Below are 23,784 nucleotides of genomic sequence, written 5' to 3'. Positions count from 1 at the left end.
GTGGAGGAAGGCGCCGGCATCGGCCGGCGCGTTGCGGCTCAGACCAGGCGCAGCGTCACGTCGATGTTGCCGCGCGTGGCCTTCGAGTACGGGCAGGTCTGGTGCGCCGCGTCGACCAGGCCCTGGGCCACCTCGCGGTCCAGGCCCGGGATGCTCACGTCGAGCCGGGCCTGCAGGAAGTAGCCGCCCGTGCCGCTGCCGAGGTCGACCTCGGCGTTCACGCTCAGGTCGGCCGGCAGCGCGATCTTCTGTTTGACGGCGGCCAGGCCCATCGCGCCGATGAAGCAGGCCGACCAGCCGGCCGCGAACAGCTGCTCGGGATTGGTGCCCTGGCCGGCGGAGCCGGGCGAGGACAGCTGGATGTCGAGCCGGCCGTCGCTGCTGCGCGCGCTGCCGTCGCGGCCGCCGGAGGTGGTGTGGGTCTTGCCGGTGTAGAGGACCTTGTCGATCTGGCTCATGGTGGTTCCTTGGATGGATGAAGAAGGGGTTGTTCGTCGAACGGAACGGATTCTTGGGCCGCGGCCACCCCCGCGGCGCGCCTTGCGTATGCCTGTGTATCCGCGCGAAAAACGCACACAGTACGTTTCACGTCCCCGGGGGCGGCCAGCCCCGAGTGCAACGGCATGTGGCGCTTCGCCGCGCCGGATACTTGGGCATACAAAAGCCGCTCTCGCGCGCCGGCCGGCGGCTACATTGCGCTGCACGACAACCCAGAGACCGCGCCATGAACACCAGGCCTTCCGACCACATCCTCATCGTCGACGACGACCGGGAGATCCGCGAACTGCTGAGCACCTACCTGGTGAAGAACGGCCTGCGCGTGGTGGCGGTGCCGACCGGGCGCCACATGCGCGCGGCGCTCGAGGACTCGGGGCCCTTCGACCTGATCATCCTCGACCTGATGCTGCCGGGCGAGGACGGCCTGACCCTGTGCCGCGACCTGCGCACCGGCAAGTACAAGGCCACGCCGATCCTGATGCTGACCGCGCGCAGCGAGGAGGCCGACCGCATCCTCGGCTTGGAGATGGGCGCCGACGACTACCTGGCCAAGCCCTTCTCGGCGCGCGAGCTGCTCGCGCGCATCCGCTCGGTGATGCGCCGCACCCGCATGCTGCCGCCCAACATGGGCTCGGCCGAGGCCGCGCGCAAGCTGGTGTTCGGCGAATGGCAGGTCGACACGGTGGAGCGCCACCTGCTCGACGAGAGCGGCACCATGGTCGCGCTCAGCGGCGCCGAGTACCGGCTGCTGCGCGTGTTCCTCGACCATCCGCAGAAGGTGCTGAGCCGCGACCAGCTGCTGAGCCTGACCCAGGGCCGCGAGGCCGAGCTGTTCGAGCGCTCGATCGACCTGCTGGTGAGCCGGCTGCGCCAGCGCCTGCGCGACGATGCGCGCGAGCCGCGCTACCTGAAGACGGTGCGCAGCGAAGGCTACGTGCTGGCCGCGGCGGTCGAGGCGCGCGACTAGGCGCCTTTTCGCTTCGAGGGACCCGTCGCCGAACGGGTCGAGATGCATTGGCAGTTCGTCGGCTGGCGGACTTCGTGCGCGAAGCCGCCCGCGAGGAACAGCAGGGCGAACCAGAGCTTCTTCATCTCAGGACGCCGGCGCGGGTTCGGCCAGCAGTGCCTGGATCTTCTTCTCGGTAGCTCCGTAGCTGCCCTCGCCGAAGTGCGAATAGACGATGCGGCCCTGCTTGTCGATCAGGTAGACGGCCGGCCAGTACTGGTTGCGGAAGGCCTTCCAGGTGCCATAGCCGTTGTCCTGCGCCACCGCATGACGGATCTGCAGGCGCTGGATCGCGTCCTTCACGTTCTGCGTCGACTTCTCGTAGGCGAACTCGGGCGTGTGCACGCCGACCACGACCAGCCCCTGGTCCTTGTACTTCGCGTCCCAGTCCTTGACGTAGGGCAGGTGGTTCAGGCAGTTGATGCAGGTGTAGGTCCAGAAGTCGACCAGCACCACCTTGCCGCGCAGCGCGGCCATGTCCAGCGGCGGCGAGTTGAGCCAGGTGTCGATGTTGGTGAAGGCCGGCGCGGGCGCGGCCTGCGCGGCGGGGATGTCGCCGCCGCCGGGTGGCGCGGCGAGGGTGACGAAAGCCACCGAGGCGGCGATGGCGGCGGCGATGGCGAGCGGTGCGGCGGGGATGCGCATGGCGGTTCCTTCGGGTGAGAAAGAGGCGGTGGAAGAATCGATGCGGCGATTCTTCGACGCCCGCCACCGCTGCCGCGCGTGCTGCGTATGCCTGTGTATCCGCGGGACGCAAGCCGCACAGTACGTTGCACGCTGCTAGCTGTTGAGCGTGAACCCCGTCTGCTTCACCACCGCCTGCCAGCGCGCGATCTCGTCGTTCAGGTGCTTCGCGAAGGCCTGGCTGCCGCGCGGCATCGGATCGATGAAGGCATCGGCCAGCCGGGTCTTGACCTCGGGCAGGTCGAGCACCTTGGCGAGCGCGGCATTGAGGCGCTGCTGCACGTCGGCGGGCGTCTTCGCGGGCACCATGAGGCCGTACCAGACGCTGCCGACGATGCCGGGCGCGCTCTCCGCGAAGGTCTGCACCTGCGGCAGCTTGGGATCGCGCGCCGTGCTCGCGATGGCGAGCACCTTGAGCCGCTTCGCCTCGATGTGCGGCATGCAGGCCGGCACCGAGTTGATCACCATCGGCACCTGGCCGCCGATGGCGTCGGTCAGCGCGAGCGCGCCGCCCTTGTACGGCACGTGCACCAGCTCCATCCCGGTCTTGAGCTTGAGCAGCTCGTAGAGCAGGTGCGGCGCCGAGCCCTGGCCCGGCGTGCCGACGCCGTACTGGCGCACCTGCTCGCGCGGCAGCGCCAGCAGTTCCTTGAGCGAGTTGGCGGGAAGCGACGGGTGCGCCACCAGCAATTGCGGCGAGGAGCCGATCAGCGTGAGCGGCGCGAAGTCCCGGGTCGAATCGAAGGGCAGCCGCGGCTGCACCGCCGCGTTGGTGGCGTGCGCGGCATCGGCGATCAGCAGCGTGTAGCCGTCGGCCGCGCTCTTGGCCACGGCGTCGGTGCCGATCATGGCGGAGGCGCCGGCCTTGTTGTCGACGATGACGTTCCAGCCGCTGGACTCGGTCAGCTTCTGCGCCACCAGACGCCCGACCACGTCGGAGCCGCCACCGGGCGCATAGGGCACGACCAAGCGGATCGGGCGGCTCGGGTAGTCATTGGCGAAGGCGGGGCGGCTGAGCGACAGGGCCGCGGCCGAGAGGGAGGTGGCGACGAAGTCGCGGCGGGACAGGGTGGGCATGGTGGATCTCCTGGAAGGGGGCGGCTCAGCGGAGTAGGGCGTCGGCGGCGCGGCGGAAGGCGGCGATGGCGGTGTCGACGCCGGCGGTGTCGATGTGGCGGTGCGTCACGAGGCGCAGCCGGTGGCCGCCCCAGGCGCGCACCAGCACGCCGTGCTCGCGCAGCGCGCGGGTCCAGGCCGCGCTGTCGGGGCCGTTCGCGGGCAGGTCGGCGAGCACGATGTTGGTGGCGGGCGCGTTGGTGCGCAGCGCGCCGGGCCGGATGTCGGCCAGGCCCTCGGCCAGCCGCCGCGCCTGGCGGTGGTCGTCGGCGAGCCGGCCGACCATGGTCTCGATGGCCTCGAGCCCGGCCGCCGCGACCACGCCGATCTGACGCTGCGTGCCGCCGAGCATCTTGCGCAGCCGGCGCGCGCGTTCGATCGTCGCGGCGGTGCCGACCAGCACCGCGCCGGCCGGCGCGCTCAGGCCCTTCGAGAGGCAGACGGACACGCTGTCGGCGCAGCGCGCGATGGCGGCGGGCGCCAGCTCGAGCGCGACCGCCGCGTTGAACAGCCGCGCGCCGTCGAGGTGCACGCGCGCGCCCGCGCCCCGCGCGGCCTCCATCACCGCGCGCATGTGCTCGAGCGGCGGCACGGCGCCGCCCGCGTTCGCGTGCGAGGTCTCCATGCCGACGAGTTCGGTGCGCAGGCCGCCGGGGCGGCGCAGCGTGTGTTCCAGCTCGTCGAGGTCCATGGCGCCGGCCGTGCCCGCGATGCCGAGGTAGGCCAGGCCCGCGAGCGTGGCGCCGCCGCGCTCGGTCAGGAACATGTGGGCCGTGGCCTCGAGCAGCACCTGGCCCTGGCGCTCGGTCTGCGCGAGCACGGCCAGCAGGTTGCCCATGGTGGCCGTGGGCACGTAGAGGCCGGCCTCCTTGTCGAGCGTGCGCGCCACCAGCGCCTCGAGTTCGCGCGCGGTCGGGTCGCCGTCGAGGCCGTCGTCGCCCAGCGGCGCGCTGCGCATGCGTTCGTACATCGCGGGCGTGGGCCGCGTGACGGTGTCGCTGCGCAGGTCCACGCCGGGAGGATCGGAGGGTGCGTTCGTATCGGTGCCTGTCATGGCGGCGAGTATTCGCGCGCCGCCCGGATACGCAAAATTCCTTGTAGAGGGTGCGTCATACAATTTTGATATGACGACCCGCCGCATGACCCTCAAGCACATCGAGGCCTTCCGCATCGTCATGCAGACGGGCTCGATGACCGAGGCCGCGCGCCGGCTCCACACCTCGCAGCCCCAGGTCAGCCGGCTGGTGTCGCAGCTCGAGGCCATCGTCGGCTTCCTGCTGTTCGAGCGCCGCGGCACGCGCCTTCTGCCCTCGCTCGACGGCAAGCGCTTCTTCCAGGACGTGGAGAAGGCCTTCGTCGGGCTCGAGGGCCTGGAGGGCGCGGCCTCGAACATCCGCTCCTTCGGCGGCGACCGGCTCGCGGTGGCCGCCATGCCGCGGATCGCGGGCGGGCTGCTGAGCAAGGCCGTCGCGCAGTTCAAGGCCGAGCATCCCGAGACCCTGCTCACCATCCACTCGGGCGCGGCCGCCACCGTCAACACCTGGGTCAGCTCGGGCCTGTGCGAGCTCGGGCTGGCGATCCTCTACGGCGACGACGTGCCGGGCATGCAGGTCCAGACCCTGCTGACCATGGACTGCGTGGCCGTGCTGCCGATCGGGCACCGGCTCGCGAAGCGCAAGCAGGTCGCGGCCGCCGACCTCGAGGGCGAGGCCTTCGTCTCGTTCCCGCTGGGCAGCGCGCCGCGCGAACGCATCGACCGCGTGCTGGCGGCCGCGGGCGCCCGCACGCGCACGGTGCTGGAGTCGGATCTCGGTGCTTCCGTCTGCGCGCTGGTCGCCGCGGGCCTGGGCGTCAGCGTGCTCAACCCGCTGGCGGCGCTCGAGGAGCGGCGCAACCTCGAGCTCGCGGTGCGCGCCTTCGTGCCCGCGATCCCGGTGCGGCTCGCGCTGCTGCTGCCGCCCGATGCGCCGGATTCGCGGCTGGTGAGCGCCTTCGCGGACCAGGTGCGCGCGGTGATCGCGTCGGACCTCGAGGTGATCCGGCCGTACCGGCGCTGAGGCCACCGGCTGCGCCAGCTCGGCGTTGGCCGAGATGCGCTGGATCGCCTGCGGCGGCTGTCCGAAGGCGCGCAGGAAGGCCTGCCGCATGCGCTCGCGGTCGCCGAACCCGGTTTCGCGCGCGATCACCTCGATCGGGCCCCGCAGAAGGAATCGGCCAGCACCATCCCGGCCGCGCGCTATGGTCTGGCGCGCTGAGTCCTCCTTTCTTCTTCTTTTCAGGAGCCCCGCATGCCGTACCTCCAGCTGGACGTCAACGACAACTACCCGAGCGAGCTCAAGCAGCGCCTGGCCGAACGCATGAGCCGCACCTACGCCGAGATGATGTCGGTGGACATCCGCCGCATCAGCGTCGCGGTGCGCGAGCTCGGCGAGGGCGGGCTCTGGCGCATTCCCGATCCGGAGGGCCCGCCGGTGCCGGTCGCGCTGATGATGCTGGACATCCGCCACGGCCGGCCGCCCGAGCTGCGCATGGCGCTCGCCAAGGCGCTGTGCGCCCACTGCATCGAGCTGCTGGGCCTGCGCGAGGATCGGCTCAACGTCGAGTTCACCCAGCACACGGGCGACGAGATGTACCACCCCACGCTCGGCGGCTACAGCCCGGACTGGACGCCCGGCGAGTCCTGACGCGTGCCGCTTCGGTGGCGCCCGACCCCTGGCGGCGAGCGGTCACGGTGCCTTGCGCATAATTGACGCAAGCTATGACCCTCACCGAACTCAAATACATCGTTGCCGTGGCCAGGGAGCGCCATTTCGGCAAGGCGGCCGAAGCCTGCTACGTGTCCCAGCCCACGCTCTCGGTGGCCATCAAGAAGCTCGAGGACGAACTCGAAGTCAAGCTCTTCGAGCGCAGCGCCGGCGAAGTCACGGTCACGCCGCTCGGCGAGCAGATCGTGCAGCAGGCCCAGAGCGTGCTCGACCAGGCGGCCAGCATCAAGGAGATCGCCAAGCGCGGCAAGGACCCGCTGGCCGGGCCGCTGAACCTCGGCGTGATCTACACCATCGGGCCCTACCTGCTGCCCGACCTCGTGCGCCAGGTGATCGCGCGCACGCCGCAGATGCCGCTGGTGCTGCAGGAGAACTTCACCGTCAAGCTGCTCGAGATGCTGCGCGCCGGCGAGATCGACTGCGCGATCATGGCCGAGCCCTTTCCCGATACCGGCCTCGCGATGGCGCCGCTGTACGACGAGCCCTTCGTGGCGGCGCTGCCGGTCAAGCACAAGTTCGCCGACCGCGAATCGATCACCTCCGAAGAGCTGCAGAGCGAGACCATGCTGCTGCTGGGCACGGGCCACTGCTTTCGCGACCACGTGCTCGAGGTCTGCCCCGAGTTCGCACGCTTCTCGAGCAATGCCGAGGGCATCCGCAAGAGCTTCGAGGGCTCGTCGCTCGAGACCATCAAGCACATGGTGGCCTCGGGCATGGGCGTGACGCTGGTGCCGCGGCTGTCGGTGCCGGCCGAGGCGCTCAAGCCCCGGGGCAAGGGCCGCAAGGAATCGGAGCAGATGGTGCGCTACCTGCCGGTGCGCGATGCGCAGGACCGCGATCCGCCCACGCGCCGCGTGGTGCTCGCATGGCGGCGCACCTTCACGCGCTACGAGGCCATCGCGGCGCTGCGCAATGCGATCTATGCCTGCGAGCTGCCGGGCGTGAAGCGGCTCTCCTGAGCCAGGGCAGGCGAATTCGCGACCTCGGCCTACGCCGCCGCAAGCCTGGAATATCGAACGCTGCGATAGAGTGACGCTGTTGCGAAGCCGCGCGCCGGCTTCGAGAATTCCGGTGTCACTCCCAACTTGAAGAAAGATCTTTTGCCATGGCCAAAGCTCCCAAGAAAACCAAGCCCTCTCCCGCTTCCTCCGCCGGCAAGGTGCCCAAGAAGGGCGGCACCGTGGTTGCGCAGGAGTCCGGCAGCCGCAATGCGCCGATCATCAACATCGGCATCGAGCGCCAGGACCGCGCGGCCATCGCCGAAGGCCTGAGCCGCGTGCTCGCCGACACCTACACGCTCTACCTCACCACGCACAACTTCCACTGGAACGTGACGGGTCCGCACTTCAACTCGCTGCACGCGATGTTCATGGCGCAGTACACCGAGCTGTGGAACTCGACCGACGTGATCGCCGAGCGCATCCGCGCGCTGGGCCACTACGCGCCGGGCTCGTACGCCGAGTTCAGCAAGATCGCCACCGTGCCCGACGTGCCGCAGGACCCGCCCAAGGCGATGGAGATGGTGCGCATCCTGGTGAAGGGCCACGAGACCGTGTCGCGCATCGCGCGCGAATTCATCCCCGTGGCCGAGGAAGCCGGCGACGATCCGACGGCCGACATGCTGACTGCGCGCTGCACGGTGCATGACCAGACCGCCTGGATGCTGCGTTCGCTGCTCGAGGATTGACCTCCCATCCCGCCCCCCACGGCCTCACGCCCGCGTCACGCCGCGGGCGTTTTGCCGTGTACCTCGACCTGATCCGCTGGAACCGTCCCGCGGGCTGGCTGCTGCTGCTGTGGCCCAGCCTCGGCGCGCTCTGGTTCGCGGCCGACGGCTGGCCGGGCTGGCACCTGGTCGCGGTGTTCGTGCTCGGCACGATCCTGATGCGCAGCGCGGGCTGCTGCATCAACGACGTGGCCGACCGCGACTTCGACCGCCACGTGAAGCGCACCGCGCAGCGGCCCGTGACCAGCGGCGAGATTTCGGTGCGCGAGGCGCTGCTGTTCGGCGCGGTGCTCGCGCTGGTGGCCTTCGGGCTGGTGCTCACGACCAACCGGGTCACGGTGTACTGGTCGTTCGCCGCGCTCGCGGTCACGCTGGTCTACCCCTATGCGAAGCGCTTCGTGTCGATCCCGCAGGCGGTGCTCGGCATCGCGTTCAGCTTCGGCATTCCGATGGCCTTCGCGGCCGTGCAGGCCACCGTGCCGGCCTTCGCGTGGTGGCTGCTGGCGGGCAACCTGTTCTGGGTGCTGGCCTACGACACCGAGTACGCGATGGTCGACCGCGACGACGACCTCAAGATCGGCATGAAGACCTCGGCCATCACCTTCGGCCGCTTCGACGTGGCGGCGGTAATGGCGAGCTATGCGGTCTTCCTCGCCGTGTGGACCTGGGCCGGCGCGAGCCGCGGGCTCGGCATCGCGTTCTACCTCGCGATCGCGATCGCGGCGGGGCAAGCGGCCTGGCACTGGCGGCTGATCCGCGATCGCACGCGCGAAGGCTGCTTCCAGGCCTTCCGGCTTAACCACTGGCTGGGCTTCGCGGTCTTCGCCGGCGTGGTGGCCGGCTACGGCCTGCGCTGATCCACGGCCGGCAACGGAAACGAGACCGAATGCAGCCCACGCCCGACGCCGAGGCCACGCTGGAGAATCTGCGCGCCCGGATCGGCCGCGAGGCCCATTCGGAATGGCACCGCATCACCCAGGACATGGTGGCGCGCTACGCCGAGCTGTCGGGAGACGGCGAGGGCGAATGGATCCATCTCGATCCGGAGCGCGCCGCGCGCGAGGCCGGCTACGGCGGTGCCATCGTGCAGGGCTTCTTCCAGGTCTCGCACCTGATCAAGCTCAGCGGCGAGGCGATGCGCAGCCTGCTGCCCTTCGACACCAACCATGCGCTGAACTACGGCTTCGACCGCCTGCGCTTCGTGCGGCCGATGCCGGTGGGCGCGCGCTTCCGGGCGCGCGTGCGCATCGCGGAGGTCACGCCCAAGCCCGGCGACAGCTTCCTGCTGAAGGAAGCGCTGCAGCTCGAGCTGGAGGACGGCACCGTCACGCTGGCGGCCGACTGGCTGTTCTTCCTCGGCCCGCGCGCGCTGGCGGGCACCTTCGACGCGCCGCCGGCCTGAGGGCCCTCAGCCGCGGCCGAATTCCTCGCCGAGCTCGGCCGCGCGCTTCTGCGCCGCACGGATCGCGGTCTTGAACTGTCCCTTGACGTCGGCCTGCTGCAGCGCGCTGATCGCCGCGTAGGTGGTGCCGCCCTTGGAGGTCACGCGCTCGCGCAGCACCGCGGGCGGTTCGTGCGCGCTGTCGGCCAGCGCCGAGGCGCCGGTGAAGGTGCCGATCGCCAGGCGCTGCGCCTGGTCGGGCGTGAGGTTCATCTCGATGCCGGCCTCGGTCATGGCCTCGATGAAATAGAACACGTAGGCCGGGCCCGAGCCCGACATCGCGGTCACCGCGTCGAGCGCCGGTTCCTCGTCGACCCAGATCAGCTCGCCGGTGGGCGTCAGCAGCTGGCCGACCAGCGCGCGGTCGGCGCCGTCGGCACCGGCGCGCGCGAACAGGCCCGTCATGCCCTGGCCGACCAGCGCCGGCGTGTTCGGCATGGCCCGCACCACGCGTTCGGTGGCCAGCCAGCGGGCGATGCTGTCGGACGGGATGCCCGCGGCCACGCTCAGGTGCAGGGCGTTTTCGGCGAACGGGCGCACCGGGCGCGTGGCCTCGGCGAAGGTCTGGGGCTTGACCGCCCAGACCACCACCGCGCAGCGCGACAGCGCCGCGCCGGCCTCCGGCTGGGCCGCGATGCCGAAGGTGTTGGACAGCCTGGCGCGCGCCTCCTCGAAGGGCTCGACCACCTCGAAGGAGGTGGCCGGCGTGCCTTGCTGGATCAGCCCGCCGATGATGGCGCTGGCCATGTTGCCGCCGCCGATGAAGGCGATGGGCGGCAGCGGCGCGGGGGCGTTGCGGGGCAGGAAGGTGGCGGCGATGGTCATGGTCGGTCGAGGAATTCGAAGGCGGCGAACTGCGTGATCTGCAGCGGGTTGAAATTGTCGTCGCTGACGATCATCAGCGTCCGCCCGCCACCGGGCAGCGGCGGTCCCCAGCACATGCCCTCGCTGTTGTCGAGGCGCGAGAGGCCGTTGCCGGGCCCGAGCCGGGAGAAATCGGCGACCAGGGTCTTGGCGACCGGCCGGTGGTTGCCAGGGGCCAGCGCCTCCAGGCCCAGCACGTCGCTGCCGCCGCGGGTGTCTATCTCATAGAGGCGCAGCGAATTCCCGGTGCCGGCGGCGTAGGCGCGCTCGAGCACCAGCATGCGGTGCGCGTCGATCATCAGCACCTCGCTCACGCCGTTGTCGGCATAGGTGCCCGGCACCAGGGGGCGCAGCGGAATCGCGTCGGGCACATAGGCGATCTGGCCGGTCGCGCGGCCGCTGGCCAGGTCGATGCGCGTGAAGCGGCAGGGGCCGCCGGCGGCGTCGACCGTGGGCACGGGACCGTCCTGGATCAGCGCGTTCTCCATCGCCAGCCAGGCCGTGCGGCCGTCGGGCACCAGCGCGAGGCCCTCGAAGGCGAGGTTGTCGCGCGGGCCGCGGCGCTGGGCCGGATCGGGCTGGAACATCGCGGGCAGCGCGAATTCGCGCAGGAAGCGGCCGTCGCGCGCCGATTCGTAGAGCGCGGGGCCGAAGCCGCGCGCGAGGTCGCCCTCGCTGCTCCACAGCAGGGTGCCGGTGTCGGGGCGCAGGCGCAGCGATTCGGGGTCGGGCACCGGCAGGCCGGCAATGGCCTGGCGGCGCGAAGGCCAGGGGCCGCCGCCCGGGCGTTGCAGTTCGACGACACCGGTGGGTTCGGGCGCGGCGTTCCAGGGCGCGGGCCAGCGCGCCCTATAGAAGCGCACGGGCGCCAGGTCCGACCGGTCGTCGCTCAGGAGCAGGTACTCACCCGCGCGGGCGTCGAAGTCGATGCCCGAGAGTCCGCCCGCCGGCGTGCCGCCGATGGAGAACCGGTGCGGCCAGCGTGCTTCCGCGAGGCGACGCAGCCGGCCGGACGCCGGCGAACCGGGCGCGGCCGCCGGGGCGCCGCAGCCGGCGACGCCCAGCGCCAGGGCGCCAGCGGCCCCCGCGAGGCCGCCCAGCACGAGGCGGCGGGTGGTCGAGAACGAGGGAGGAGGGGCGGGAGGGCGCACGGGCCAGAGTCTAGTGTCTTGGCGGGTGGCGCAAAGAAGGCAGTTGACATCGAAGCAGGCGGATGCCACAATCGCGGGCTTCGCTTCAAAAAGGCGAAGATTTCAGCCCAAACGGGAAGCGCTTCGAGTGGTTCGAAGCGCGGACGGCGGGCCCAAGACTGACCGATGCGAGACACGCGAATCCCTCCGGGCCGCGCATTGGTACAAGTTGGGAATATCAAGAAATGATCCAAACTGAATCCCGGCTCGAAGTGGCCGACAACACAGGCGCGAAGTCCGTCCTGTGTATCAAGGTGCTCGGTGGCTCCAAGCGGCGTTATGCCAGCGTGGGCGACGTCATCAAGGTCAGCATCAAGGAAGCCGCTCCGCGTGGTCGCGTCAAGAAGGGCGAGATCTACAGCGCTGTGGTCGTGCGCACCGCCAAGGGCATCCGTCGCGCCGACGGCTCGCTCGTCAAGTTCGACGGCAATGCCGCCGTGCTGCTCAACGCCAAGCTGGAGCCGATCGGCACCCGCATCTTCGGACCGGTGACGCGCGAACTGCGCACCGAGAAGTTCATGAAGATCGTGTCGCTGGCACCCGAAGTTCTCTAAGGACAACAACGCCATGAACAAGATTCGCAAAGGCGACCAGGTCATCGTGTTGGCCGGCCGCGACAAGGGCAAGCGTGGCGTCGTCACGCTGCGCAAGGACGACTCGCACGTGCTCGTCGAAGGCATCAACCTCGTCAAGAAGCACACCAAGCCGAACCCGCTCAAGGGTACGACCGGTGGCATCGTCGAGAAGGCCATGCCGATTCACCAATCCAACGTGGCGATCTTCAATGCCGCGACCGGCAAGGCCGATCGCGTGGGCATCAAGGTGAGCCAGGATGCCGAAGGCAAGCGCGTCGCAGTGCGTGTCTTCAAGTCCAGCGGCGAAGAAATCAAGATCGCCTAAGAGGTACTCAGATGGCACGTCTCCAACAACACTATCGCGAAAAGATCGCCAAGGACCTGACCGAGAAGTTCGGTTATGTCTCGCCGATGCAGGTCCCGCGCCTCACCAAGATCACGCTCAACATGGGCGTGGGTGAAGCCGTCGCCGACAAGAAGGTCCTCGACAACGCCGTCGCCGACCTGACCAAGATTGCCGGCCAGAAGCCCGTGGTCACCAAGTCGAAGAAGGCCATCGCCGGTTTCAAGATCCGCGAGAACCAACCCATCGGCTGCATGGTCACGCTGCGCGGCGTCCAGATGTACGAATTCCTGGACCGCTTCGTGACGGTGGCTCTGCCCCGCGTTCGCGACTTCCGCGGTATCTCGGGTCGTGCCTTCGACGGTCGCGGCAACTACAACATCGGCGTGAAAGAGCAGATCATCTTCCCCGAGATCGAGTACGACAAGGTCGACGCCCTGCGTGGTCTGAACATCAGCATCACGACGACGGCCAAGACCGATGAAGAAGCCAAGGCGCTGCTCGCCGGCTTCCGTTTCCCGTTCAAGAACTGAGGTGATCCGTGGCTAAAGCATCTTTGATCCAGCGCGAACTCAAGCGCGACAAGCTGGTTGCCAAGTTCGCCGCCAAGCACGCCGAACTGAAGGCCGCCTCGAACGACCTCAAGAAGACCGAAGAAGAGCGCGCAGCCGCCCGCCTGGCACTGCAAAAGCTCCCGCGCAACGCGAACCCCACGCGTCAACGCAACCGTTGCGAAATCACCGGTCGTCCGCGCGGCACCTTCCGTCAATTCGGTCTGGCCCGCGCCAAGATCCGCGAACTGGCCTTCAACGGTGACATCCCCGGTGTCATCAAGGCCAGCTGGTAAGCCAGGCAGGAGCAAACAACATGAGCATGAGTGATCCCATTGCCGACCTGCTGACGCGTATCCGCAACGCGCAGATGGTGGCGAAGCCCACCGTGTCGGTCCCGTCTTCCAAGGTGAAGATCGCGATCGCACAAGTCCTGAAGGACGAGGGCTACATCGACGGCTTCCAGGTCAAGACCGAAGCCGGCAAGAGCGAACTCGAAATTTCGCTGAAGTACTACGCTGGTCGCCCGGTCATCGAGCGCATCGAGCGCGTGAGCCGCCCCGGCCTGCGCGTCTACAAGTCCAGCACTGCCATTCCGCAAGTCCAGAACGGCCTCGGCGTTGCGATCGTCACGACCCCCCAGGGCGTGATGACCGACCGCAAGGCACGCGCCTCCGGTGTCGGTGGCGAAGTGCTGTGCTACGTCGCCTGACCGAGACATCGAGGAGAACACTGAAATGTCCCGAGTAGGAAAATCGCCGGTCGCCATCCCCCAAGGCGTGGATGTGCAGATCAAGGAAGACCAGATTAGCGTCAAGGGCACGGGCGGTTCGCTCAGCCTCGCGCGCAACGCACTGGTCAACGTCGTCAGCAAGGACGGCAAGCTGAGCTTCGAGCCGGCCAACGACTCGCGTGAAGCCAACGCGATGAGCGGCACGATTCGTCAGCTCGTGAACAACATGGTGGTCGGTGTGACCAAGGGCTTCGAGAAGAAGCTCAACCTGGTCGGCGTGGGCTACAAGGCCGCCGCCCAAGGTGCCAAGTTGAACCTGCAAGTCGGTTACTCGCACCCGGTCAACATCGACATGCCGCAAGGCATCACGGTGGCCACCGCGACCCCGACCGAAATCGTGATCAAGGGTGCCGATCGCCAGCGCGTCGGCCAAGTGGCCGCTGAGATCCGTGCCGTTCGTCCGCCCGAGCCCTACAAGGGCAAGGGTATCCGTTATGCGGACGAGAAGATCGTGATCAAAGAGACCAAGAAGAAGTAAGGGGCAGCAAAATGATGTTGACCAAAAAAGCACAGCGTCTCCGCCGTTCGCGCCAGACCCGCATCCGCATCGCGACGCAGGGCGTGGCTCGCCTCACGGTGAACCGCACCAACCTGCACATCTACGCGACCGTCATCTCCGGCGACGGCTCGAAGGTGCTGGCCACGGCCTCCACCGCCGAAGCCGAAGTGCGTACCGCGCTCGGCGGCTCGGGCAAGGGTGGCAACACCGCTGCAGCCACCGCCATCGGCAAGCGCATCGCCGAAAAGGCGAAGGCCGCCGGCGTCGAGAAGGTTGCCTTCGACCGCGCAGGTTTCGCGTACCACGGCCGCGTCAAGGCGCTGGCCGATGCCGCCCGCGAAGCCGGCCTGCAGTTCTAACCGGACACGAGATTCAAAATGGCAAAGATTCAGGCAAGAACGCAGAACGAAGGCCCCGAGGACGGTCTGCGCGAGAAGATGATCGCGATCAACCGCGTCACCAAGGTGGTGAAGGGTGGTCGTATCCTCGGTTTCGCAGCACTCACCGTGGTCGGTGACGGCGATGGCCGCGTCGGCATGGGCAAGGGCAAGTCGAAGGAAGTGCCCGCTGCCGTGCAGAAGGCGATGGAAGAAGCCCGTCGCAACCTGTTCAAGGCTCCGATCAAGAACGGCACGCTGCACCATCAGGTGCAAGGCCACCACGGTGCCTCCACCGTCGTGATGTACCCGGCCCCCAAGGGTACCGGCATCATCGCCGGCGGCCCGATGCGCGCCGTGTTCGAAGTCATGGGCATCACCGACATCGTGGCCAAGAGCCATGGTTCGTCGAACCCCTACAACATGGTTCGCGCCACGCTCGACGGGTTGAAGAACTCGACGACCGCGTCCGCAGTGGCTGCCAAGCGTGGCCTCACCGTCGAAGAAATCTTCGCCTGAGCGCGAGCTCTTGCAAGGCTGAAGGAAGCATTCAAATGACGACGCAACAACAAACCCTGAAGGTGCAATTGGTCAAGAGCCCGATCGGCACCAAGGAATCGCACCGTGCCACCGTTCGTGGCCTGGGCCTGCGCAAGCTCAACAGCGTGAGCGAACTGCAGGACACCCCCGCGGTGCGCGGCATGATCAACAAGATCAGTTATCTGGTCAAAGTTCTGTAAGAGAGACTGATATGGAACTCAATGGCATCAAGCCGGCGGATGGCGCCAAGCACGCCAAGCGCCGCGTTGGCCGCGGTATCGGCTCCGGCATCGGCAAGACCGCGGGTCGCGGTCACAAGGGCCAGAAGTCGCGCGCAGGCGGTTTCCACAAGGTCGGCTTCGAAGGCGGTCAAATGCCGCTGCAGCGTCGCCTGCCGAAGCGTGGCTTCAAGTCGCAGACGCTCAAGTTCAACGCCGAAGTCACGCTGGCTGCTCTCGAGCAGCTCGGCCTGGCCGAAGTCGATGTGCTCGCCCTGAAGCAAGCCGGCCTCGTGGGCCAGCTCGCCAAGGTGGTGAAGATCATCAAGACCGGCGAACTCACCAAGGCCGTCAAGCTGACGGGCGTCGGCGCCACCGCTGGTGCCAAGGCCGCGATCGAAGCGGCCGGCGGCAGCGTCGCCTGATCGACAGACCTTCGGACTGAAAGAAGCTCCTCGTGGCAACTAACGCGGCAACGATCGCAAAGACGGGCAAGTTCGGCGACCTGCGTCGCCGGCTGGTCTTCTTGCTGCTCGCGCTCGTGGTCTACCGGATCGGCGCGCACATTCCCGTGCCCGGCATCAACCCCGACCAGCTCGCGGCGTTGTTCCAGGGGCAGCAGGGCGGCATCCTGAGCCTGTTCAACATGTTCTCGGGTGGCGCGCTGTCGCGTTTCACGGTGTTTGCGCTGGGGATCATGCCGTACATCTCGGCGTCGATCATCATGCAGCTGATGACCTACGTGCTTCCGAGCTTCGAGCAATTGAAGAAGGAAGGCGAGGCGGGCCGTCGCAAGATCACGCAGTACACCCGTTACGGTGCACTGGGTCTGGCGCTGTTCCAGTCGTTCAGCATCGCGGTGGCGCTCGAGTCGTCGGCCGGCCTGGTGATCTCGCCCGGCTTCGGCTTCCGCATCACCGCCATGGTGAGCCTGACGGCAGGTTCGATGTTCCTGATGTGGCTCGGCGAGCAGATCACCGAACGCGGCCTGGGCAACGGCATCTCGATCCTGATCTTCGCGGGTATCGCCGCCGGTCTGCCGAACGCCATCGGCGGTCTGCTGGAGCTGGTGCGTACCGGCGCCATGAACGTGATCATCGCGCTGTTCATCGTCGCGGTGGTGGTGCTGGTCACCTACTTCGTGGTGTTCGTCGAACGCGGCCAACGCAAGATCCTCGTGAACTATGCGCGGCGCCAGGTCGGCAACAAGGTGTATGGCGGCCAGTCGTCGCACCTGCCGCTGAAGCTGAACATGGCCGGTGTGATTCCGCCGATCTTCGCGTCCTCGATCATTCTGCTGCCGGCAACGGTGGTGGGCTGGTTCAGCACCGGCGAAGGCGGGTTCCGCTGGATCAAGGACGTGGCGAGCGCTCTGCGCCCGGGCGAGCCGATCTACGTGCTGCTGTATGCCGCCGCGATCGTGTTCTTCTGCTTCTTCTATACGGCCCTCGTGTTCAACAGCCGCGAGACCGCCGACAACCTGAAGAAGAGCGGTGCGTTCATTCCGGGCATCCGCCCGGGTGACCAGACGGCACGCTACATCGACAAGATCCTGGTTCGCCTGACGTTGGCCGGCGCGGTGTACATCACCTTCGTCTGTCTGCTGCCCGAGTTCCTGATCCTGAAGTACAACGTCCCGTTCTACTTCGGTGGTACCTCCCTGTTGATCATCGTGGTCGTCACGATGGACTTCATGGCCCAGGTGCAGAACTACATGATGTCCCAGCAGTACGAGTCGCTGCTGAAGAAGGCCAATTTCAAGACTTCGTAAGGCACAGGGCACCGTCCCCCCGCCGGTTGAACAGAGATTTAGGAGAGTGAAATGAGAGTTTCGGCTTCGGTCAAAACCATCTGCCGTAATTGCAAGATCATCCGCCGCAAGGGTGTGGTGCGCGTGATCTGTACCGACCCGCGCCACAAGCAGCGCCAGGGTTGATCAAAGAGTATTAGAGGACGCACATGGCACGTATTGCTGGCATCAACATTCCGCCGCACAAGCACGCTGAGATCGGCCTGACCGCCATCTTCGGTATCGGTCGCACCCGCGCCCGTCAAATCTGCGAAGCGAGCGGCATCGAATATTCGAAGAAGATCAAGGATCTGACCGACGCCGATCTCGAGAAGATCCGCGACCAGATCGCCTTGTTCACGATCGAAGGCGACCTGCGCCGCGAGACGACGATGAACATCAAGCGCTTGATGGACATCGGCTGCTACCGCGGCTTCCGTCATCGTCGCGGCCTGCCGATGCGCGGCCAGCGCACGCGCACCAATGCCCGCACCCGCAAGGGTCCGCGCAAGGCTGCGCAGTCCCTGAAGAAGTAAGGATTGAAACAGCATGGCTAAAGCTCCTGCCAACAACGCCGCACAGCGCGTTCGCAAGAAGGTTCGCAAGAACGTTGCGGACGGCATCGCCCACGTGCACGCCTCGTTCAACAACACCATCATCACGATCACCGATCGCCAGGGCAACGCCCTGTCGTGGGCTTCGTCGGGTGGCCAGGGCTTCAAGGGCTCGCGCAAGTCGACCCCGTTCGCTGCGCAGGTCGCTTCGGAAGTGGCCGGCCGTGCTGCTGTCGAACAAGGCATCAAGAACCTCGACGTCGAGATCAAGGGCCCCGGCCCCGGTCGCGAATCGTCGGTGCGCGCACTGGCTGCGCTCGGCATCCGGATCAATTCCATTGCCGACGTGACGCCCGTTCCGCACAACGGCTGCCGCCCCCAGAAGCGTCGTCGCATCTGATCGTCAGCCCCCTCAGGCGCAGCCGTTTCAAAGCGGCTGCGCATTTGTTTTTTAACTAAGCCCACCGCCATCGGCAATATCTTGTCGATGGCTCCCGCAGGCGACTGCGGCAGCAAACAAAGGAAAAGACGTGGCACGCTACCTCGGCCCCAAGGCCAAACTTTCCCGCCGCGAAGGCACCGACCTGTTCCTGAAGAGCGCCCGCCGCTCGATCCAGGACAAGGCCAAGTTCGACTCCAAGCCCGGCCAGCACGGCCGCACCTCGGGTCAGCGCACCTCGGACTACGGTCTGCAGCTGCGTGAGAAGCAGAAGGTCAAGCGCATGTACGGCGTGCTCGAGAAGCAGTTCCGCCGCTACTTCGAGGAAGCCGATCGCCGCCGTGGCAACACCGGCGCCAACCTGCTGTTCCTGCTCGAATCGCGCCTGGACAACGTCGTCTACCGCATGGGCTTCGGCTCGACCCGCGCCGAAGCGCGTCAGCTCGTGTCGCACAAGGCGATCACGGTGAACGGCCAGTCGGTCAACATCCCGTCGTACCTGGTCAAGACCGGCGACGTGATCGCCGTGCGCGAGAAGTCGAAGAAGCAGAACCGCATCGTCGAAGCGCTGCAACTCGCCCAGCAAGTCGGTATCCCCGGCTGGGTCGACGTGAATGCCGACAAGGCCGAAGGCACCTTCAAGAAGGTCCCGGATCGCGACGAGTTCGCTGCGGACATCAACGAATCGCTGATCGTCGAACTGTATTCGCGTTGATTTCCACTCCCGCACCGCGCAAGCGGCGGCGGGAGTCCTGTTTTTGTTGTTCACGTTCCTGGTTCGTGCCGCACTCGCGCTGCGGGCCAGGCGCTTCACCAGCCTTACCGGTGTAACGAGCCGGGGGTATTGAGAGGAAGTCTGCATGCAAACCACCCTGCTGAAACCCAAGACCATCCAGGTCGAGCAACTCGCGGCCAACAAGGCCAAGGTGACGCTCGAGCCTTTCGAGCGCGGCTACGGCCACACGCTCGGCAACGCGCTGCGTCGCGTGCTGCTGTCGTCCATGGTCGGTTATTCGGCCACCGAAGTCACGATCGCCGGCGTTCTGCACGAGTACTCGTCGATCGATGGCGTGCAGGAAGACGTCGTCAACATCCTGCTGAACCTCAAGGGCGTGGTGTTCAAGCTCCACAACCGCGATGAAGTCACGCTGAGCCTGCGCAAGGACGGCGAAGGCCCGGTCCTGGCATCGGACATCCAGACCCCGCACGACGTCGAGATCATCAATCCCGACCACGTGATCGCGCACCTGTCGCAAGGCGGCAAGCTCGACATGCAGATCAAGGTCGAGAAGGGCCGCGGCTACGTGCCCGGCACGATGCGCCGCTATGCCGACGAGCCGACCAAGTCGATCGGCCGCATCGTTCTCGATGCTTCGTTCTCGCCCGTGAAGCGCGTGAGCTACACCGTCGAAAGCGCCCGCGTCGAGCAGCGCACCGACCTCGACAAGCTGCTGGTCGAAATCGAGACCAACGGCGCGATCACCGCCGAAGACGCCGTGCGCGCCTCGGCCAAGATCCTGGTCGAGCAACTCGCCGTGTTCGCGCAGCTCGAAGGTGGCGAACTGGCCGCGTTCGATGCCCCGGCACCGCGCAGCGCACAGCAGTTCGACCCGATCCTGCTGCGCCCGGTCGACGAGCTCGAGCTCACCGTGCGTTCGGCCAACTGCCTGAAGGCCGAAAACATCTACTACATCGGCGACCTGATCCAGCGTACCGAGAACGAGCTGCTCAAGACCCCGAACCTGGGGCGCAAGTCGCTCAACGAAATCAAGGAAGTGCTCGCCTCGCGCGGCCTGACCCTGGGTATGAAGCTCGAAAGCTGGCCGCCGGCCGGCCTCGACAAGCGTTGATTTTTTTAACGGCCCTCTGAAAAGGGCCAGTGCACCGGGCAGTACCTGACACGGCTGCCCGTTCTTCAAAAAGCAAAGGAAAGCACCATGCGTCACGGACACGGACTCCGCAAACTCAACCGCACCAGCTCGCACCGCCTCGCGATGCTGCAGAACATGATGAACTCGCTCATCGAGCACGAAGTCATCAAGACCACGGTCCCCAAGGCCAAGGAACTGCGCCGCGTCATCGAGCCGATGATCACGCTCGCCAAGAAGCCCACCGTCGCCAACAAGCGCCTGGCCTTCGACCGCCTGCGCAGCCGCGACTCCGTCGTCAAGCTGTTCGGCGAACTGGGCCCGCGCTTCGCCGCGCGTCCCGGTGGCTACACCCGCATCCTCAAGATGGGTTTCCGCGTGGGCGACAACGCGCCGATGGCGCTGGTCGAACTCGTCGATCGCCCTGAAGTGAGCGAAGTTTCTGCCACCGAGCAGAACGCCGCGGAATAAGTGCTATAATTTATCTCTTGCCGCGCGATGGAGCAGCCTGGTAGCTCGTTGGGCTCATAACCCAAAGGTCGCAAGTTCAAATCTTGCTCGCGCAACCAAATTGATAAGGGTCTTTCGGAAACGAAAGACCCTTTTTCTTTTCCCGCCGTGGATTCGCAAGCGCGTTGCAACAACGCAAAGCGCGCGCCCCAAAAAAAAGCCCTCGCGAGAGGGCTTTGTCGTTGATGGGGCGAAGGGCCTTCGTCAGTCCGGCACGACCGCCGTGACCTCGATCTCGATCTTCGCGCGCGGCTCCACCAGCGCCGCGACCTGCACGCAGGTCATGGCCGGGAAGTTGCGGCCCATCGCATCGCGGTACACCGGGCCGAGCTCGGCGAGCCGGCGGCTGTACTCGTCGCGGTCGACCACGTACCAAGTCATGCGCACCATGTGCTCGGGGCCGGCACCGGCCTCGCGCAGCACCTCGACGATGTTGCGCAGCGCCAGGCCGCACTGGTCGATGAAATCGTCCGACTCGAACTGCTGCTGGGCATTCCAGCCGATCTGTCCGCCGACGAACACCATGGTGCCGCGCGCGGCGACGCCATTCGCATAGCCCTTGGGGGGCAACCAGCCCGGAGGCTGCAAGAGTTTGATCATGATGTGGTGGACCTGTTGTCTTCGGTTTGTCTCAGTTTGAAGCGTTGCAGCTTGCCGGTTTCGGTGCGTGGCAGCACGGACACGAACTCGATCTCGCGCGGGTACTTGAACGGCGCGATCGTGGCCTTCACGTGGTCCTGCAGCGCCTTCACGAGGCCGGCATCGCCGGTCTGTCCGGGCTTCAGCACGCAGAAGGCCTTGACGATCATGCCGCGGTCGGCATCGGGCTTGCCGATCACGCCGCACTCGGCCACGGCCGGATGCTTGAGCAGCGCATCCTCGACCTCGGGGCCGCCGACGTTGTAGCCGGCGGTGATGATCATGTCGTCGGCGCGCGCCTGGTAGAAGAAATAGCCGTCGTCGTCCTGGACGAAGGAATCGCCCGGATAGTTCCAGCCGTTCTTCACGTAGTCGGCCTGCCGCGCGTCGTCGAGGTAGCGGCAGCCCACCGGGCCCTGCAGCGCCAGCTTGCCGACCGTGCCGCGCGGCACCTCGTTGCCCTCGGCATCGACCACCTTGGCGATGAAGCCCGGCACGGCCTTGCCGACGGCGCCGCGGCGCACCTCGTCGCCCGCGGCCGAGATGTAGATGTGGAACACCTCGGTGCCGCCGATGCCGTCGAGCATCTCGAGGCCGGTGGCCTCCTTCCAGAGCTGGCGCGTGGCATCGGGCAGGGCCTCGCCCGCGCTCACGCTGATGCGCAGCGTGGGCGCGCCGTGCTGCTTCACGAACGGCGCCATCTGGCGGTAGAACGTCGGCGCGGTGTAGCAGATGGTCGCGCCGACCTCGTTGATCAGCTTCACCAGGCCCTCGGGCGTGAAGGGCGCGTCGGGGAAGTAGATCGAGGCGCCCGCGTACATCGGGAACACCAGCAGCCCGCCGAGCCCGAAGGTGAAGGCCAGCGGCGGCGAGCCCACCACCACGTCGTCGGGCCGCGCCCGCAGCACGTGGCGCGGCCAGGTCTCGCACATCGCGAGCACGTCGCGATGCGTGGTCACGGGCGCCTTCGGCTTGCCCGTGGTGCCCGAGGTGAAGGCCAAGAGCGCGATGTCGTCGGCCGCCGTGGGGCAGGCCTCGAAGATGCCGCTCTTGGCGGCCGCACGTGTCGACAGCGAATCGGGCGCATCGGGCCGGTTGAAGGCGACGATGTCGGCGAGCACCGGGTGCGCCTGCTGCGCGGCCACCAGCTCGTCGAGCAGGCGGCCGTCGCACAGCGCGGCCACCGGCTGCGACTTCTCGATGATGTCGCCGAGCTCCTTGGCGCGCAGCAGCGGCATGGTTGCGACGGCGATCAGTCCCGCCTTCACCACCGCGAGCCAGGCCAGCGCCATCGCCACCGAGTTGCCGCCGCGCAGCAGCACGCGGTTGCCGGGCACCAGGCCCAGGTCCTCGGTCAGCACCTGTGCGATGCGGTTGACCTCGATGGCGGCCTGCGAATAGCTGAGCGTGCCCTGCGGCGAGCGCAGCAGCGGCCGGTCGCCGAAGCCCTTGGCGGGCGCCTTGTCGAGCAGTTCCTCGACCAGGTTGAGCCGGTCGGGCAGTTGCAGTTCGGGCCGGTCGTAGCGAAAGACCGGCAGCTGCGCCGCGGGCGGCAGCCGGTCGTGCACGAAGCGGTCGACTTGGGCGGATGGAGCGGTCACGGTGTTCATCCCCGCAGTACGGATTTGCCGATGATCAGTTGCTGCACTTCCGTCGCGCCCTCGTAGATGCGCAGCGAACGGATGTCGCGGTAGAGGGCCTCGATCTTGGTGCCGACCTTGACGCCGAGGCCGCCATGCATCTGCAGCGCCATGTCGATCACGCGGCTGGCGTTCTCGGTCGCGGCCATCTTGGCCATCGCGGCCGCGGCCGACACGTCGCCCACCGGCGCGCCGCCGCGCTGCTCGGCCTCGTCGCGCATCCAGGCCGCGCGGTAGGTCAGCAGCGCCGCGCCGTCGATCAGCGCCGCCATCTCGCCGAGCTTGGCCTGCGTGAGCTGGAAGTCGGCCAGCGTCTGGCCGAACATGCGGCGGTTCTTCGCATGCGAGATCGCCTCGGCCAGCGCGCGCCGGCCCATGCCGAGCGCGGCACCGGCCACCGAGGCGCGGAAGATGTCGAGCGTGCGCATCGCGAGCTTGAAGCCGCCGTTGAGTTCGCCGAGCTGCGCGTCCCGCGGCACCACGCAGTCGTCGAAGCGCAGGGTGGCCAGCGGATGCGGCGCCATCACGTCGATGTGCTCGGAGGTGTCGAGGCCGGGCGTGCTCGCATCGACGATGAACACCGTGATGCCGCGCGTGCCGCCCGCGGGATCGGTCTTGGCGAACACGCAGTAGAAGTCGGCGATGCCGCCGTTGCTGATCCAGGTCTTGCTGCCATCGAGGCGCCAGCCGTCGGCCGTGGGCTCGGCGCGCATGGCCATGGCGGCCACGTCCGAGCCTGCCTCGGGCTCGCTCAGCGCGAAGGCCGCGATCTTCTCGCCCTTGCCGACCGCGCCGAGGTAGCGCGACTGCTGCTCGGGCGTGCCCGCGAGCGTGATCGCGCCGCTGCCCAGGCCCTGCATCGCGAAGGCGAAATCGGCCAGCGGCGAGTGGTAGCCGAGGGTTTCGCGCAGCAGCACCAGCGCGCGCGAATCGAGGCGCTCGAGCGCGCCGCCGGCGCTGCCGGGCACCGCGTAGCGCAGCCAGCCGCCGTCGCCGAGGCGGCGCACCCATTCGCGGCAGGCCGCGCGGTCGTCGCGTTCGTCGACCTCCTGCGCGGCGCACCAGGGCAGCAGGTCGCTCGCGAGCGTGCGGTGCGCCTCGTCGAAGAAAGGCAGCGCCAGGTGCGCGGTGGAAGGAGGAGCCGGGATCTTCGCCATGG

33 protein-coding genes and 1 tRNA gene are annotated in these 23,784 nt (G+C 67.4%); 25 read left to right on the top strand and 9 right to left on the bottom strand.

Translation table 11 applies throughout. The features are described 5' to 3' along the window. Nucleotides 1–38 precede the first annotated feature (38 nt). Entirely contained in the window at nucleotides 39–458 is a 420-nt protein-coding gene (locus tag INQ48_29920) for an organic hydroperoxide resistance protein (GenBank protein ID QRF57456.1), read from the bottom strand. A 266-nt stretch (nucleotides 459–724) separates the two neighbouring features. Here INQ48_29920 and INQ48_29915 point away from each other — a divergent pair, with 266 nt between their 5' ends. Next, entirely contained in the window at nucleotides 725–1,465 is a 741-nt protein-coding gene (locus tag INQ48_29915) for a response regulator (GenBank protein QRF57455.1), read from the top strand. Nucleotides 1,466–1,591: 126 nt separating this feature from the next. Here the strand turns inward: INQ48_29915 and INQ48_29910 are convergent, their stop codons facing one another. The 3 genes from INQ48_29910 to INQ48_29900 all read right to left on the bottom strand — a co-directional run bounded on the left by INQ48_29910 (nucleotide 1,592) and on the right by INQ48_29900 (nucleotide 4,358). Continuing rightward, nucleotides 1,592–2,149 (bottom strand): thioredoxin family protein, encoded by a 558-nt coding sequence (locus tag INQ48_29910; GenBank protein QRF57454.1) that lies wholly within the window; start codon nucleotides 2,147–2,149, stop codon nucleotides 1,592–1,594. Nucleotides 2,150–2,284: 135 nt separating this feature from the next. Then, complete coding sequence (locus tag INQ48_29905; protein QRF57453.1) at nucleotides 2,285–3,265, bottom strand: tripartite tricarboxylate transporter substrate binding protein; 981 nt, start codon at nucleotides 3,263–3,265, stop codon at nucleotides 2,285–2,287. Nucleotides 3,266–3,290: 25 nt separating this feature from the next. Next, nucleotides 3,291–4,358: an aminotransferase class I/II-fold pyridoxal phosphate-dependent enzyme gene (locus INQ48_29900; protein ID QRF57452.1), complete on the bottom strand. Its 1,068-nt coding sequence runs from the start codon at nucleotides 4,356–4,358 to the stop codon at nucleotides 3,291–3,293. A gap of 85 nt (nucleotides 4,359–4,443) precedes the next feature. Here INQ48_29900 and INQ48_29895 point away from each other — a divergent pair, with 85 nt between their 5' ends. From INQ48_29895 to INQ48_29870, 6 genes are all read left to right on the top strand, one after another. Continuing rightward, nucleotides 4,444–5,361 carry a LysR family transcriptional regulator gene (locus INQ48_29895; protein ID QRF57451.1) on the top strand — a complete coding sequence of 306 codons (918 nt, stop codon included), beginning with the start codon at nucleotides 4,444–4,446 and terminating at the stop codon, nucleotides 5,359–5,361. Between the two features lie 231 nt (nucleotides 5,362–5,592). Beyond that, nucleotides 5,593–5,988 (top strand): tautomerase, encoded by a 396-nt coding sequence (locus INQ48_29890; GenBank protein QRF57450.1) that lies wholly within the window; start codon nucleotides 5,593–5,595, stop codon nucleotides 5,986–5,988. A gap of 74 nt (nucleotides 5,989–6,062) precedes the next feature. Then, the gene (locus INQ48_29885; GenBank protein QRF57449.1) at nucleotides 6,063–7,028 is read left to right on the top strand and encodes a LysR family transcriptional regulator; all 966 of its coding nucleotides are present in this window, start codon (nucleotides 6,063–6,065) and stop codon (nucleotides 7,026–7,028) included. A gap of 221 nt (nucleotides 7,029–7,249) precedes the next feature. Then, nucleotides 7,250–7,756, top strand: a complete 507-nt coding sequence (locus tag INQ48_29880; GenBank protein QRF60955.1) for a DNA starvation/stationary phase protection protein — start codon at nucleotides 7,250–7,252, stop codon at nucleotides 7,754–7,756. A 56-nt stretch (nucleotides 7,757–7,812) separates the two neighbouring features. Further along, the gene (ubiA, locus tag INQ48_29875) at nucleotides 7,813–8,652 is read left to right on the top strand and encodes a 4-hydroxybenzoate octaprenyltransferase (GenBank protein ID QRF57448.1); all 840 of its coding nucleotides are present in this window, start codon (nucleotides 7,813–7,815) and stop codon (nucleotides 8,650–8,652) included. A 29-nt stretch (nucleotides 8,653–8,681) separates the two neighbouring features. Continuing rightward, the gene (locus INQ48_29870) at nucleotides 8,682–9,197 is read left to right on the top strand and encodes a MaoC family dehydratase N-terminal domain-containing protein (protein ID QRF57447.1); all 516 of its coding nucleotides are present in this window, start codon (nucleotides 8,682–8,684) and stop codon (nucleotides 9,195–9,197) included. Nucleotides 9,198–9,203: 6 nt separating this feature from the next. On the opposite strand, the gene INQ48_29865 is transcribed toward INQ48_29870, so the two are convergent. Continuing rightward, nucleotides 9,204–10,061 carry a pyrroline-5-carboxylate reductase gene (locus INQ48_29865; protein ID QRF57446.1) on the bottom strand — a complete coding sequence of 286 codons (858 nt, stop codon included), beginning with the start codon at nucleotides 10,059–10,061 and terminating at the stop codon, nucleotides 9,204–9,206. Beyond that, a complete protein-coding gene (locus INQ48_29860; protein ID QRF60954.1) occupies nucleotides 10,058–11,203 on the bottom strand; it encodes an esterase-like activity of phytase family protein in 1,146 nt (381 codons plus the stop codon). Before INQ48_29860 ends, INQ48_29865 begins: the two co-directional genes overlap by 4 nt. A 272-nt stretch (nucleotides 11,204–11,475) precedes the next feature. Here INQ48_29860 and rplN point away from each other — a divergent pair, with 272 nt between their 5' ends. The 18 genes from rplN (at nucleotide 11,476) to INQ48_29770 (ending at nucleotide 20,405) form a co-directional block, all read left to right on the top strand. Continuing rightward, nucleotides 11,476–11,844: a 50S ribosomal protein L14 gene (gene rplN, locus INQ48_29855; protein QRF60953.1), complete on the top strand. Its 369-nt coding sequence runs from the start codon at nucleotides 11,476–11,478 to the stop codon at nucleotides 11,842–11,844. Nucleotides 11,845–11,857: 13 nt separating this feature from the next. Then, complete coding sequence (gene rplX / locus INQ48_29850; protein QRF57445.1) at nucleotides 11,858–12,190, top strand: 50S ribosomal protein L24; 333 nt, start codon at nucleotides 11,858–11,860, stop codon at nucleotides 12,188–12,190. An 11-nt stretch (nucleotides 12,191–12,201) separates the two neighbouring features. After that, nucleotides 12,202–12,741: a 50S ribosomal protein L5 gene (gene rplE / locus INQ48_29845; GenBank protein QRF57444.1), complete on the top strand. Its 540-nt coding sequence runs from the start codon at nucleotides 12,202–12,204 to the stop codon at nucleotides 12,739–12,741. Between the two features lie 8 nt (nucleotides 12,742–12,749). Continuing rightward, complete coding sequence (gene rpsN / locus INQ48_29840; protein ID QRF57443.1) at nucleotides 12,750–13,055, top strand: 30S ribosomal protein S14; 306 nt, start codon at nucleotides 12,750–12,752, stop codon at nucleotides 13,053–13,055. Between the two features lie 20 nt (nucleotides 13,056–13,075). Then, nucleotides 13,076–13,471 carry a 30S ribosomal protein S8 gene (gene rpsH / locus INQ48_29835; GenBank protein ID QRF57442.1) on the top strand — a complete coding sequence of 132 codons (396 nt, stop codon included), beginning with the start codon at nucleotides 13,076–13,078 and terminating at the stop codon, nucleotides 13,469–13,471. 25 nt (nucleotides 13,472–13,496) lie between these two features. Beyond that, nucleotides 13,497–14,030 carry a 50S ribosomal protein L6 gene (gene rplF / locus INQ48_29830; protein ID QRF57441.1) on the top strand — a complete coding sequence of 178 codons (534 nt, stop codon included), beginning with the start codon at nucleotides 13,497–13,499 and terminating at the stop codon, nucleotides 14,028–14,030. Between the two features lie 14 nt (nucleotides 14,031–14,044). After that, the gene (gene rplR, locus INQ48_29825) at nucleotides 14,045–14,410 is read left to right on the top strand and encodes a 50S ribosomal protein L18 (protein ID QRF60952.1); all 366 of its coding nucleotides are present in this window, start codon (nucleotides 14,045–14,047) and stop codon (nucleotides 14,408–14,410) included. A gap of 18 nt (nucleotides 14,411–14,428) precedes the next feature. Next, nucleotides 14,429–14,947 (top strand): 30S ribosomal protein S5, encoded by a 519-nt coding sequence (rpsE, locus tag INQ48_29820; GenBank protein ID QRF57440.1) that lies wholly within the window; start codon nucleotides 14,429–14,431, stop codon nucleotides 14,945–14,947. 35 nt (nucleotides 14,948–14,982) lie between these two features. After that, nucleotides 14,983–15,168 carry a 50S ribosomal protein L30 gene (gene rpmD / locus INQ48_29815; GenBank protein QRF57439.1) on the top strand — a complete coding sequence of 62 codons (186 nt, stop codon included), beginning with the start codon at nucleotides 14,983–14,985 and terminating at the stop codon, nucleotides 15,166–15,168. 11 nt (nucleotides 15,169–15,179) lie between these two features. Further along, nucleotides 15,180–15,611 carry a 50S ribosomal protein L15 gene (gene rplO / locus INQ48_29810; protein QRF57438.1) on the top strand — a complete coding sequence of 144 codons (432 nt, stop codon included), beginning with the start codon at nucleotides 15,180–15,182 and terminating at the stop codon, nucleotides 15,609–15,611. A 32-nt stretch (nucleotides 15,612–15,643) separates the two neighbouring features. Next, nucleotides 15,644–16,957: a preprotein translocase subunit SecY gene (gene secY, locus INQ48_29805; protein QRF57437.1), complete on the top strand. Its 1,314-nt coding sequence runs from the start codon at nucleotides 15,644–15,646 to the stop codon at nucleotides 16,955–16,957. A gap of 51 nt (nucleotides 16,958–17,008) precedes the next feature. After that, nucleotides 17,009–17,122: a 50S ribosomal protein L36 gene (rpmJ, locus tag INQ48_29800; protein ID QRF57436.1), complete on the top strand. Its 114-nt coding sequence runs from the start codon at nucleotides 17,009–17,011 to the stop codon at nucleotides 17,120–17,122. A 23-nt stretch (nucleotides 17,123–17,145) separates the two neighbouring features. After that, complete coding sequence (gene rpsM, locus INQ48_29795; GenBank protein ID QRF57435.1) at nucleotides 17,146–17,511, top strand: 30S ribosomal protein S13; 366 nt, start codon at nucleotides 17,146–17,148, stop codon at nucleotides 17,509–17,511. Between the two features lie 13 nt (nucleotides 17,512–17,524). Beyond that, the gene (gene rpsK / locus INQ48_29790) at nucleotides 17,525–17,929 is read left to right on the top strand and encodes a 30S ribosomal protein S11 (GenBank protein ID QRF57434.1); all 405 of its coding nucleotides are present in this window, start codon (nucleotides 17,525–17,527) and stop codon (nucleotides 17,927–17,929) included. A 130-nt stretch (nucleotides 17,930–18,059) separates the two neighbouring features. After that, nucleotides 18,060–18,683, top strand: coding sequence for a 30S ribosomal protein S4 (gene rpsD, locus INQ48_29785; protein QRF57433.1), 624 nt, complete (start codon nucleotides 18,060–18,062; stop codon nucleotides 18,681–18,683). A gap of 145 nt (nucleotides 18,684–18,828) precedes the next feature. Next, nucleotides 18,829–19,818, top strand: a complete 990-nt coding sequence (rpoA, locus tag INQ48_29780) for a DNA-directed RNA polymerase subunit alpha (protein ID QRF57432.1) — start codon at nucleotides 18,829–18,831, stop codon at nucleotides 19,816–19,818. Nucleotides 19,819–19,905: 87 nt separating this feature from the next. Continuing rightward, nucleotides 19,906–20,307 carry a 50S ribosomal protein L17 gene (gene rplQ, locus INQ48_29775; protein ID QRF57431.1) on the top strand — a complete coding sequence of 134 codons (402 nt, stop codon included), beginning with the start codon at nucleotides 19,906–19,908 and terminating at the stop codon, nucleotides 20,305–20,307. Nucleotides 20,308–20,328: 21 nt separating this feature from the next. Beyond that, nucleotides 20,329–20,405 (top strand) — tRNA-Met (locus INQ48_29770). Between the two features lie 145 nt (nucleotides 20,406–20,550). On the opposite strand, the gene INQ48_29765 is transcribed toward INQ48_29770, so the two are convergent. Genes INQ48_29765 through INQ48_29755 form a run of 3 tightly spaced genes read right to left on the bottom strand, consistent with a single transcriptional unit; the run spans nucleotide 20,551 to nucleotide 23,782 of the window. Then, nucleotides 20,551–20,949 (bottom strand): RidA family protein, encoded by a 399-nt coding sequence (locus tag INQ48_29765; protein QRF60951.1) that lies wholly within the window; start codon nucleotides 20,947–20,949, stop codon nucleotides 20,551–20,553. Beyond that, nucleotides 20,943–22,595, bottom strand: a complete 1,653-nt coding sequence (locus tag INQ48_29760; protein QRF57430.1) for an AMP-binding protein — start codon at nucleotides 22,593–22,595, stop codon at nucleotides 20,943–20,945. Before INQ48_29760 ends, INQ48_29765 begins: the two co-directional genes overlap by 7 nt. Beyond that, nucleotides 22,592–23,782: an acyl-CoA dehydrogenase family protein gene (locus INQ48_29755; GenBank protein ID QRF57429.1), complete on the bottom strand. Its 1,191-nt coding sequence runs from the start codon at nucleotides 23,780–23,782 to the stop codon at nucleotides 22,592–22,594. The genes INQ48_29760 and INQ48_29755 overlap by 4 nt, the downstream gene beginning before the upstream one ends. Nucleotides 23,783–23,784 lie beyond the last annotated feature (2 nt).

The sequence above is a fragment of the Variovorax paradoxus genome (assembly GCA_016806145.1).
Taxonomy (GTDB): Bacteria; Pseudomonadota; Gammaproteobacteria; order Burkholderiales; family Burkholderiaceae_C; genus Variovorax.
Note: the sequence above shows the minus strand (reverse complement) of the source record. Positions and strands in the feature narration are given on the sequence as shown.

Excerpts from the sequence above, each read along its gene's own strand:
- INQ48_29920 (QRF57456.1), bottom strand. The coding sequence starts at position 458 with ATGAGCCAGATCGACAAGGTCCTCTACACCGGCAAGACCCACACCACC.
- INQ48_29915 (QRF57455.1), top strand. The coding sequence starts at position 725 with ATGAACACCAGGCCTTCCGACCACATCCTCATCGTCGACGACGACCGG.
- INQ48_29910 (QRF57454.1), bottom strand. The coding sequence starts at position 2,149 with ATGCGCATCCCCGCCGCACCGCTCGCCATCGCCGCCGCCATCGCCGCC.
- INQ48_29905 (QRF57453.1), bottom strand. The coding sequence starts at position 3,265 with ATGCCCACCCTGTCCCGCCGCGACTTCGTCGCCACCTCCCTCTCGGCC.
- INQ48_29900 (QRF57452.1), bottom strand. The coding sequence starts at position 4,358 with ATGACAGGCACCGATACGAACGCACCCTCCGATCCTCCCGGCGTGGAC.
- INQ48_29895 (QRF57451.1), top strand. The coding sequence starts at position 4,444 with ATGACCCTCAAGCACATCGAGGCCTTCCGCATCGTCATGCAGACGGGC.
- INQ48_29890 (QRF57450.1), top strand. The coding sequence starts at position 5,593 with ATGCCGTACCTCCAGCTGGACGTCAACGACAACTACCCGAGCGAGCTC.
- INQ48_29885 (QRF57449.1), top strand. The coding sequence starts at position 6,063 with ATGACCCTCACCGAACTCAAATACATCGTTGCCGTGGCCAGGGAGCGC.
- INQ48_29870 (QRF57447.1), top strand. The coding sequence starts at position 8,682 with ATGCAGCCCACGCCCGACGCCGAGGCCACGCTGGAGAATCTGCGCGCC.
- INQ48_29865 (QRF57446.1), bottom strand. The coding sequence starts at position 10,061 with ATGACCATCGCCGCCACCTTCCTGCCCCGCAACGCCCCCGCGCCGCTG.
- rplN (QRF60953.1), top strand. The coding sequence starts at position 11,476 with ATGATCCAAACTGAATCCCGGCTCGAAGTGGCCGACAACACAGGCGCG.
- rplX (QRF57445.1), top strand. The coding sequence starts at position 11,858 with ATGAACAAGATTCGCAAAGGCGACCAGGTCATCGTGTTGGCCGGCCGC.
- rplE (QRF57444.1), top strand. The coding sequence starts at position 12,202 with ATGGCACGTCTCCAACAACACTATCGCGAAAAGATCGCCAAGGACCTG.
- rpsH (QRF57442.1), top strand. The coding sequence starts at position 13,076 with ATGAGCATGAGTGATCCCATTGCCGACCTGCTGACGCGTATCCGCAAC.
- rplF (QRF57441.1), top strand. The coding sequence starts at position 13,497 with ATGTCCCGAGTAGGAAAATCGCCGGTCGCCATCCCCCAAGGCGTGGAT.
- rplR (QRF60952.1), top strand. The coding sequence starts at position 14,045 with ATGTTGACCAAAAAAGCACAGCGTCTCCGCCGTTCGCGCCAGACCCGC.
- rpsE (QRF57440.1), top strand. The coding sequence starts at position 14,429 with ATGGCAAAGATTCAGGCAAGAACGCAGAACGAAGGCCCCGAGGACGGT.
- rpmD (QRF57439.1), top strand. The coding sequence starts at position 14,983 with ATGACGACGCAACAACAAACCCTGAAGGTGCAATTGGTCAAGAGCCCG.
- rplO (QRF57438.1), top strand. The coding sequence starts at position 15,180 with ATGGAACTCAATGGCATCAAGCCGGCGGATGGCGCCAAGCACGCCAAG.
- rpmJ (QRF57436.1), top strand. The coding sequence starts at position 17,009 with ATGAGAGTTTCGGCTTCGGTCAAAACCATCTGCCGTAATTGCAAGATC.
- rpsM (QRF57435.1), top strand. The coding sequence starts at position 17,146 with ATGGCACGTATTGCTGGCATCAACATTCCGCCGCACAAGCACGCTGAG.
- rpsK (QRF57434.1), top strand. The coding sequence starts at position 17,525 with ATGGCTAAAGCTCCTGCCAACAACGCCGCACAGCGCGTTCGCAAGAAG.
- rpoA (QRF57432.1), top strand. The coding sequence starts at position 18,829 with ATGCAAACCACCCTGCTGAAACCCAAGACCATCCAGGTCGAGCAACTC.
- rplQ (QRF57431.1), top strand. The coding sequence starts at position 19,906 with ATGCGTCACGGACACGGACTCCGCAAACTCAACCGCACCAGCTCGCAC.
- INQ48_29760 (QRF57430.1), bottom strand. The coding sequence starts at position 22,595 with ATGAACACCGTGACCGCTCCATCCGCCCAAGTCGACCGCTTCGTGCAC.
- INQ48_29755 (QRF57429.1), bottom strand. The coding sequence starts at position 23,782 with ATGGCGAAGATCCCGGCTCCTCCTTCCACCGCGCACCTGGCGCTGCCT.